This window comes from Lacticaseibacillus thailandensis DSM 22698 = JCM 13996, from assembly GCF_001312865.1.
In the GTDB taxonomy this organism is placed as follows: Bacteria; Bacillota; Bacilli; order Lactobacillales; family Lactobacillaceae; genus Lacticaseibacillus; species Lacticaseibacillus thailandensis.
On the sequence record NZ_BBER01000014.1, the window covers coordinates 1 to 8816 of the forward strand.

Annotated in this window: 3 protein-coding genes, 21 tRNA genes and 2 pseudogenes; all 26 read left to right on the top strand. The window is 50.6% G+C overall.

The window, feature by feature from the left end:
• Positions 1 to 86: 86 nt before the first annotated feature.
• The 26 genes and pseudogenes from JCM13996_RS10045 (at position 87) to JCM13996_RS10175 (ending at position 8503) form a co-directional block, all read left to right on the top strand.
• Positions 87 to 158 (top strand) — tRNA-Gly (locus tag JCM13996_RS10045).
• A gap of 30 nt (positions 159 to 188) precedes the next feature.
• A tRNA-Arg gene (locus tag JCM13996_RS10050) sits at positions 189 to 262 on the top strand.
• 5 nt (positions 263 to 267) lie between these two features.
• Positions 268 to 341: transfer RNA gene (locus tag JCM13996_RS10055), tRNA-Pro, on the top strand.
• A gap of 25 nt (positions 342 to 366) precedes the next feature.
• Positions 367 to 440, top strand: a tRNA-Met gene (locus JCM13996_RS10060).
• Positions 441 to 454: 14 nt separating this feature from the next.
• Positions 455 to 528, top strand: a tRNA-Ile gene (locus JCM13996_RS10065).
• Positions 529 to 570: 42 nt separating this feature from the next.
• Positions 571 to 644: transfer RNA gene (locus JCM13996_RS10070), tRNA-Met, on the top strand.
• Positions 645 to 659: 15 nt separating this feature from the next.
• Positions 660 to 733 (top strand) — tRNA-Asp (locus JCM13996_RS10075).
• Positions 734 to 741: 8 nt separating this feature from the next.
• Positions 742 to 814, top strand: a tRNA-Phe gene (locus JCM13996_RS10080).
• A 7-nt stretch (positions 815 to 821) separates the two neighbouring features.
• A tRNA-Gly gene (locus tag JCM13996_RS10085) sits at positions 822 to 892 on the top strand.
• 15 nt (positions 893 to 907) lie between these two features.
• Positions 908 to 981, top strand: a tRNA-Ile gene (locus JCM13996_RS10090).
• 22 nt (positions 982 to 1003) lie between these two features.
• Positions 1004 to 1091: transfer RNA gene (locus JCM13996_RS10095), tRNA-Ser, on the top strand.
• Between the two features lie 4 nt (positions 1092 to 1095).
• Positions 1096 to 1167, top strand: a tRNA-Glu gene (locus JCM13996_RS10100).
• A gap of 15 nt (positions 1168 to 1182) precedes the next feature.
• A tRNA-Ser gene (locus JCM13996_RS10105) sits at positions 1183 to 1272 on the top strand.
• A gap of 10 nt (positions 1273 to 1282) precedes the next feature.
• A tRNA-Met gene (locus tag JCM13996_RS10110) sits at positions 1283 to 1355 on the top strand.
• 14 nt (positions 1356 to 1369) lie between these two features.
• Positions 1370 to 1443 (top strand) — tRNA-Asp (locus JCM13996_RS10115).
• A 5-nt stretch (positions 1444 to 1448) separates the two neighbouring features.
• Positions 1449 to 1521: transfer RNA gene (locus JCM13996_RS10120), tRNA-Phe, on the top strand.
• A 5-nt stretch (positions 1522 to 1526) separates the two neighbouring features.
• Positions 1527 to 1607 (top strand) — tRNA-Tyr (locus JCM13996_RS10125).
• 88 nt (positions 1608 to 1695) lie between these two features.
• Positions 1696 to 1768, top strand: a tRNA-His gene (locus tag JCM13996_RS10135).
• Positions 1769 to 1778: 10 nt separating this feature from the next.
• Positions 1779 to 1850 (top strand) — tRNA-Gln (locus tag JCM13996_RS10140).
• A gap of 24 nt (positions 1851 to 1874) precedes the next feature.
• A tRNA-Cys gene (locus tag JCM13996_RS10145) sits at positions 1875 to 1945 on the top strand.
• A gap of 42 nt (positions 1946 to 1987) precedes the next feature.
• Positions 1988 to 2072: transfer RNA gene (locus JCM13996_RS10150), tRNA-Leu, on the top strand.
• A 461-nt stretch (positions 2073 to 2533) separates the two neighbouring features.
• Entirely contained in the window at positions 2534 to 3751 is a 1218-nt protein-coding gene (locus tag JCM13996_RS10155; protein ID WP_054751017.1) for a glycosyltransferase family 4 protein, read from the top strand.
• Complete coding sequence (locus JCM13996_RS10160) at positions 3744 to 4805, top strand: glycosyltransferase family 4 protein (protein WP_054751018.1); 1062 nt, start codon at positions 3744 to 3746, stop codon at positions 4803 to 4805. The genes JCM13996_RS10155 and JCM13996_RS10160 overlap by 8 nt, the downstream gene beginning before the upstream one ends.
• Positions 4806 to 4828: 23 nt before the next feature.
• Positions 4829 to 5866: pseudogene (locus JCM13996_RS10165) on the top strand (lysylphosphatidylglycerol synthase transmembrane domain-containing protein).
• Between the two features lie 72 nt (positions 5867 to 5938).
• The gene (locus JCM13996_RS10170) at positions 5939 to 6211 is read left to right on the top strand and encodes a YkuJ family protein (RefSeq protein WP_054751019.1); all 273 of its coding nucleotides are present in this window, start codon (positions 5939 to 5941) and stop codon (positions 6209 to 6211) included.
• Positions 6212 to 6396: 185 nt separating this feature from the next.
• Positions 6397 to 8503 (top strand): annotated as a pseudogene (locus tag JCM13996_RS10175) (LTA synthase family protein).
• Positions 8504 to 8816: the final 313 nt, after the last annotated feature.

Sequence of the window (8816 nt, forward strand, 5' to 3'; positions counted from 1 at the left end):
ATGAATTCCAGTTGGTGCGGTTGGCCCTCTGATTAATCAGGGGGCCACTTATCCGGAAGGTTCATATTTACCCAGCAACTTGATATGCGGAAGTAGTTCAGTGGTAGAACATCACCTTGCCATGGTGGGGGTCGCGGGTTCGAATCCCGTCTTCCGCTTACCGACGTCAGCGGTAAGCAATTAAATATGCACCCATAGCGCAATTGGATAGAGTGTCTGACTACGAATCAGAAGGTTGTAGGTTCGACTCCTACTGGGTGCATTGTTCGGGAAGTAGCTCAGCTTGGTAGAGCACCTGGTTTGGGACCAGGGGGTCGCAGGTTCGAATCCTGTCTTCCCGATTGGAACTCTTGAGTTCTAGGTTTTCGCGGTGTAGCTCAGCTGGCTAGAGCGTCCGGTTCATACCCGGGAGGTCGAGGGTTCGATCCCCCCCGCCGCGATTAGGTTGAGTCATGGACCCTTAGCACAGTTGGTTAGTGCAGGCGGCTCATAACCGCTCGGTCGTAGGTTCGAGTCCTACAGGGTCCATCTTTACATGGCAGCCTATGTTTGATAAGATATTATGGTTATCGCGGGATGGAGCAGTCTGGTAGCTCGTCGGGCTCATAACCCGAAGGTCGCAGGTTCAAACCCTGCTCCCGCAATTAAAATTGAATATTGGTCTCATGGTCTAGTTGGTTAGGACGCCTCCCTGTCACGGAGGAGATCACGGGTTCGAGTCCCGTTGAGACCGTTTGAATCGGCTCGGTAGCTCAGTCGGTAGAGCAATGGATTGAAGCTCCATGTGTCGGCAGTTCGATTCTGTCCCGCGCCATTCATTCGCGGGTGTAGTTTAGTGGTAAAACCACAGCCTTCCAAGCTGTTGTCGCGAGTTCGATTCTCGTCACCCGCTGTATTCAAAGAATATGGGCCTATAGCTCAGCTGGTTAGAGCGCACGCCTGATAAGCGTGAGGTCGATGGTTCAAGTCCATTTAGGCCCATTGAACTAAATATATTCATTATGGAGAAGTACTCAAGTGGCTGAAGAGGCGCCCCTGCTAAGGGTGTAGGTCGCGAAAGCGGCGCGAGGGTTCAAATCCCTCCTTCTCCGTTGTGGCCCGTTGGTCAAGTGGTTAAGACACCGCCCTTTCACGGCGGTAACATGGGTTCAAATCCCGTACGGGTCATTACCAACCTAGCATGGAGAATTACCCAAGTGGCTGAAGGGAACGGTCTTGAAAACCGTCAGGTCGGTTTATGCCGGCGCGAGGGTTCGAATCCCTCATTCTCCTTTACAATTATCGCGGGATGGAGCAGTCTGGTAGCTCGTCGGCTCATAACCCGAAGGTCGCAGGTTCAAACCCTGCTCCCGCAATTCAACTGAATATTGGTCTCATGGTCTAGTTGGTTAGGACGCCTCCCTGTCACGGAGGAGATCACGGGTTCGAGTCCCGTTGAGACCGTTAATGGCTCGGTAGCTCAGTCGGTAGAGCAATGGATTGAAGCTCCATGTGTCGGCGGTTCGATTCCGTCCCGCGCCATTGATGGGGGATTAGCGAAGTGGCTAAACGCGACGGTCTGTAAAACCGTTCCTTCGGGTTCCTAGGTTCGAATCCTAGATCCCCCATAAATAGGGATATAGTTCAATGGTAGAACAACGGTCTCCAAAACCGTCGATGTGGGTTCAACTCCTACTATCCTGTGGTTCCATTATGGCGGTATTGGTGAAGTGGTTAACACACTGGTTTGTGGATCCAGCATACGTGGGTTCGATTCCCACATACCGCCCTTTGTTTTTTGGGGTATAGCCAAGTGGTAAGGCAACGGACTTTGACTCCGTCATGCGCTGGTTCGAATCCAGCTATCCCAATTCCCCAATTGGGGTACTTTTGATGGCGGTATAGCCAAGTGGTAAGGCAGAGGTCTGCAAAACCTTAATCGTCGGTTCGAATCCGATTACCGCCTTCCTAGCGGGCTTACCGCAGGAAATTGAATATACCTTGTTATGCCGGTGTGGCGGAATTGGTAGACGCGCTGGATTCAAAATCCAGTTCCTGTTGAGGGAGTATCGGTTCGACCCCGATCACCGGTATTATGGCTATGAACATAGCCGGACGTAAAGACTCGTAAAGCTGTTAAATCAGCATTGCGGGTCTTTTTTTTCATATCCAGATAAATTGTGTTTGCACAAATTCGGGTCACAATTGCATCAAAACCAGAATGACATAGACAGTCTACGACCATGTCGCCGAAGGGGTCACGACTTGTTCTTTCTTTAACGACACTGTATTGTACAGGCTGTAGTTTTGTCGTTTGGACTACGACGCGGTGCACACTATTGATGAGCAAATCGCGGCCGCAAACTTTTTTGAGCTTAAATTGGCATACATCTTCCGCCTTTTTGCAGAAACTCATCCTTGAGACTGATGGCAACTAATGGTGTAGGGGCGACAATGGTCAGTATATTAAGGTACGTGGGTGGGAAACGTGAATTGCACCCCGTGCCGGAAATCTCTATACTGACAATAAGCATTCCATTGAGGAGGGATTGGCGTGAATATTGGCATTTTTACCGATACATACTTTCCGCAAGTGAGTGGTGTAGCCACGTCCATCAAAACGCTGAAGGATGACCTCGAACGTAAAGGGCATTCCGTCTACATTTTCACTACCACGGATCCGAAGGTGCCCGAAGGGACTGAGGAACCAAATATCTTTCGTTTTACCAGTGTGCCGTTTGTCTCCTTTACGGACCGGCGGATTGCGGTCAGAGGCCTTTTTCACGCCCTACAAGTAGCTAAGAAGTTGCGTTTGGACATCGTCCACACCCAGACTGAGTTTGCCCTAGGGTACATTGGTAAGTTTGTGGCGCGTAACCTCAAAATTCCCGTGGTGCACACGTACCACACGATGTACGAAGACTACCTGCACTACGTGATGAATGGGCACCTGCTACGGCCGTACCACGTTAAGCAGATTTCCCGTGCATTTTTACATAATGATTCTGGGGTCGTGGCGCCCAGTGAGCGGGTTCAAAACACGCTGGAGCGTTACGGGATCAGTGCGCCCATTCGCATTATTCCGACTGGGATCGACTTGAGTCAGTACCAGCGTGCACCACAACGAGACGTGCGTGGTGAGTTGGGACTCAACGATGTGCCCGTGTTGGTGTCGATTTCGCGGGTGGCCTACGAAAAGCGAATTGATCGGGTCATCGACGCCATGCCGCGAATTCTGCGGCAGCATCCGGACGCCGTGCTGCTTGTGGTTGGTGATGGCCCAGCGCGCGAAAGTTTGGAAGAACAAGCCGAAACTTTGGAATTAGGAGATAGTGTGCGCTTCCTGGGGGAGGTTAACCACGAGCAGGTGGCCGACTATTACCGGGCGGGCGATATCTTTGTGTCGGCTAGCGATTCGGAGGCGCAAGGTCTCACGTACATTGAGGCCATGGCCTCTGGAATCAAGGTGCTGGCACTCCAGGGCGATTACACTAACGCCTTGTTAGATGACCCCACAATTGGTCGGACTTTTAAGAACCCTTCCGAAATGGCCGCGCAAGTCGTTGATTATTTTGACCACCCGGACGCATATCGCGGTGATGACGCGCGTAACGCCAAACTGCAGGCGGTGTCAGCGGACGAATTTGGTAACCGGATCCTGCAGTTCTATCAGGACGCGACGGTGTATTACCAAACTGCGATTGCGGGTCATGAAACACGGGGGCCCATTCGCTTACACCGGGTAAGACGGAGGAACAGTATCAATGATTAAGATCCACATGTTTAGTTCGGCCACAAAGGTTGCGGGCCAGGGTGTGGGGTCCGTGTACACGGAGCTCATCTCGTTGTTGCGGCGCTATTTTCCGCAAGACTTTGATATTCGCATTAATGATTACGGACGCAGTGACATTAGTCACTACCATACGATTGACCCCCAGTTTTACGCGTCATCGTTTAGCCCGCGTCGGGGTCGCAAGATCGGTTACGTGCATTTTCTGCCCGATACACTTGAGTCCAGTCTGACGCTACCCAAAGTGGCGCAGGGCGTACTCAACAAGTACGTAATCGCCTTTTACAAACGGATGGACCAAATCGTGGTCGTCAATCCCAACTTTATTCCCCGGTTGGCTGATTATGGGATCAACCCGGAGCACGTGACGTACATCCCCAACTTTGTCTCCCAGCGCACCTTCCATGAGGACGATGCGGATACACGTGCTGCGATTCGCGCACGACTGGGTATTCAACCAGATGACTTTGTGATCTTTGGTGCGGGTCAGGTGCAGGAACGCAAAGGGGTCGATGACTTCTTGACGCTCGCCCGGCGGCATCGCGAATTCAAGTTCATTTGGGCGGGCGGCTTTTCGTTTGGCAAGATTACGAATGGTTATGGCCATTTGAAGGATGCGGTGGCCCACCCACCGGCCAATGTCACCTTTACGGGCATCATCCCGCGGCCAACCATGGTTGATTACTACAACGCGGCGGACCTATTCCTCTTGCCGTCCTTTGAGGAACTGTTCCCCATGGCGGTCCTAGAGGCTTTTGCAACGGGCACGCCAGTTATGGTACGTGATTTAGCATTGTATGACGGCATTATTCGTCCGTACGCCATGCTGGCTCCCGATGTGGATGCCATGGATCGGCAACTACAGCAGGTGGCGGATACACCTGCATTGTGGCACCACTACCAGGACCTCAGTCACGCGGCTGCCCAGGAGTATTCCGAAGAGCGTTTGGCGGGTGTTTGGCACGAGTTTTATACCGCACAGGCCCGGTTGGCGCCTCGCCGCGGTTGGGGACGGCATCGTGACCAGCAGCGGTAACACCGCGGACAGGGGGTGTGCCAATGACTTCGAAGAATAAACTGGTGGCCGTGTTGATGGTGTTCGTGGGCGTGGTCATCTTTGCCTGGGAAAGCCGTACACTGAATCCACACCAAGTCGTCCGTGAGCTCACCCACCTGAACATGTGGTGGTTACTGGTTGCTACCCTGATGATGTTGGGCTCGTGGGTCGTCGAGACGGTTGTGTTACAGGTGCTGTTGCGCCATGAGGGTGAAAAGCTGATGCCGTTTGGCAACGCCCTGCGCGTGCCGTTGGTGGAACAATTGTTTAATTCCATTACCCCGTTTGCGGCGGGGGGCCAGCCAGCACAATTGGTCGCCATGCTGCAAAGTGGCGTTGAGGGTGGTCGCGCCAGCTCGGTGCTGTTAATGAAGTTTATCGTTTACCAATTCATGGTCCTGATTAACTTTGTCTTTACAATCGTCGTAGCCTTTCGTACTGTTGCCGTCCACTTTGGCGCGCTGGCCGTGCTGATTGCCTTCGGATGATCATCCACGTGACGGTCATTGTCGGGTTGTTGCTGGTGATGTACTACTACCGTTTTACCCGGAAGCTGTTACACTGGGCGATGAAGCCGGTGGGCTGGTTTATGGGTGCTGAGCGGCGGGACGTTAAGGAACTCGAGTGGGTCGCGAAGATCGATACTTTTTATGCGGAGAGTCTGCAGCTTAAGCAGGCGAAACGCAAAGTCATCTGGGCGTCCATCCTGACGATGGTGGAACTGCTCATGTACTACAGTGTGCCGTACTTTGTACTGCTGTCACTGCACGTGTCAGACGTGAACATTATCGAAGTGATGGCATTACACGTCATGATTGTGATTATCACCTCGATTTTTCCGGTCCCTGGTGGTAGTGGTGGCGCAGAGTACAGTTTCAAGACAATTTTTTTCGATGTATATCGGCAACCCTGCCACTATGGTGCTAGCGATGTTGCTCTGGCGCTTCTTAACCAATTATTTGGGGATGATTTGTGGGACGGTGGCAATTGCCGTTCGGCCCCGGCGGTCAGTTCGGCGTACGGAAAAATTACTAAAGTAAGCGATATTTTGCCGCACGGATGGTGAATCCGTGGTATGCTCATAGCAGATAGAAGATAAGGGGGATACTCTCATGAAAGGTTCACAACTTGTTGCAATCATTAAGCGACTTGAGGCAATGCAAGAAGCTGATTCGAACGAAACCCAGACACGGCGTTTCGAAAAGAACGGCGATGAGCGGGGCTTAGTATCTTATGACCCGCAGACGGAAACATTTGAGCTGGAAGAGATGGCGACGCACCAGACCTTCAAGTTTGACAATATTGATTTAGTAGCGATGGAAATCTTTGACTTGCTCGATGACGGTACTGACCCCGAGGATGAGACTCCATCAGCGACCGAGTAAGTAGCTGCCACATGTTGGTACACAAAGAGTCCACGGCCTGTGCCGCGGCTTTTTTTTGTTTGTCTTGCTACTTGTTAATTGGTTAATTTTGCTAGTTGAAACTAGTACATAAATTTCGACGCGGTATAATATGCGTGTTATAGCCATTTTTTTGGCTATCATGAAGAACAATCTGGAGGTCCACTATGAAGGAATTAGGCGGTCGTATTCGTCGCGCCTTGAGCACCAGGATGGGATTTTTCGTTCTGGCCGTTGCGCTTTTTTTGGGCAAAGACGCTCTGGGCGTATAATACGAAATTCAACCTCGGATCCACTGGCAGTTTTCAGCACCTGCTGCTGGCGTTGAATCCGTTACCGACGACCATTCTGTTATTTGGGGTGGCGCTGTACATGACGGGCCGTAAGTCCTACGTCACGATGTTGCTGATTGATGCGGTGACCACGACTTGGTTGTTTGCGAACATTCTGTATTACCGTGAATTTTCGGACTTTATGACCTTTGCCCTGATTAAGGGGAGTAGTTCAGTGTCCAATAATCTCAGTACGGGGATTACTAACATTATTCGCCCGTCTGACTTCTTGGTCTTTCTTGACCTTATTATTTTAATTGTCGTATTGGCATTCAAGCTGGTACGGGTGGACATGCGTCCAGTCAAGAAGCGTGTAGCCATGTTGATCTCCTTGTTGGCGGTCCTGCTCTTTGGGGCGAACCTGCAGATGGCTTATCACGATCGTTCAGGATTGTTGACCCGGACGTTTGATAATAACTACATCGTCAAGTACTTAGGTCTGAACGTGTACACCGTGTACGACGGGGTCAAGACTGAACAGAATAGTGCCGTGATGGATAAGGCCAAAGCTAGTGACCTGGATAGTGTGAAGAACTGGCTGAAGAAAAACCATATGAGTGGCAACGTTTCGTATCGGGGCGTGGCCAAGGGCAAAAACGTTATCATTTTCCATTTGGAAAGTTTTCAGCAGTTTTTGATTGACTACAAGTATGACGGTAAGTACGTCACACCTAACCTGAACAAGATCTACCACGAGAGTGATACGCTGAGCTTTGACAACTTCTTCAACCAGGTTGGCCAGGGGAAGACTTCTGACGCCGAAATGATGCTGGAGAATTCACTGTTTGGGACTTCTGAAGGTTCGGCCATGAGTCAGTACGGGACTAGCAACACTTTCCAGGCAGCTCCGGCAATTTTGGCGCAGTCCCAGGGTTACACGACGGCAGCATTCCATGGGGATGTACCTAGCTACTGGAACCGGGAAAATACTTACAAGTCCTGGGGGTATGACTATTACTTCAGTAAGTCGTACTACAAGGACAAGAAGGGTTACGAGATTGGTTACGGGCTGAAGGACAAAATTTTCCTGAAGGAGTTGACCCCTTGGCTCGAACAGCTACCGCAGCCGTTTTATGCGAAGATCATTACTCTGACCAATCACTATCCGTACCCCTTGGATAAGAAGAACGTGACGATCCCGAAGACCAAGACCGGTGATGATACCGTCGATGGGTACGTACAGACCGCGCACTACTTGGATCAGGCGGTGGGTGAGTTCATGCGCTACCTGAAGAAGTCTGGTTTGGATAAGAATACGATGGTGGTCTTTTACGGTGATCATTATGGTATCTCTGACAACCATAAGAAGGCTATTGCTAAGTTGATGGGCAAGAAGACGTTCAACGACTTTGATGTGGCCCAGTTCCAGCGGGTTCCATTGATGATTCACATGAACGGTCTTAAAGGTGGGGTTAATCATACCTACGGTGGTGAAATTGACGTATTGCCAACGCTGGAAAACCTGTTGGGCGTCGATAGCTCTAAATACATTCAGTTGGGGACTGATTTGCTAGCACCAAATCGTAACCAAACGGTGGCCTTCAGGGATGGCGACTTTGTGAGTCCAACCATCACTAAGGTAGGTAGTGAGTACTATAATACGCAAACGGGCAAGAAGATCAGCCATCCGACGAAAGCGCAGAAGTGGCAGGAACGGGCTAGTCTGAACCGGACTACGACCATGTTGTCGTTGTCTGACCGTATCATTCAAGGTAACTTGCTACGGTTCTACCACCCGAGTGGCTTTACCAAGGTCAATAAGGGTGATTACAATTACAAGTTGAGTGCCACTAAGAAGTCGCTCAAGAAATTACAGGAGAAAAAGAAGACTAGTTTGCTCTACAAAAATGGTAATAAATCCACGATTGATGATTACGTCACGGATGCACCAGAGTTGAGTGGTAGTAGCAATAGTAGTTCTAGTAGCTCCAGCAGTAACTAAGTAGCCGTTACTAACTCCGTCGCCGGTTTTGTATCACTACATGTGATGCAAAACTGGTGGCGGAGTTTTTGTGTGGGGTAGACGCGGCCAGCGCCGTTATAACAGGGGTTTGCAGGCACCGGTAATTCACGCAATGTTTTTTTTAACGATTTATTTGGCAAATTGTCTTGACGGTGGTGGGCGTCGCTGGTACTATATTATTTGTTGTCTGAGGGGGATATACGTACCGGGTGCAGTCATTGTTACTGATGCTCGGACATAACAACCAAGCGCATGATTATTCAAAATATTGTGTTGACAATGGTTGACCCTG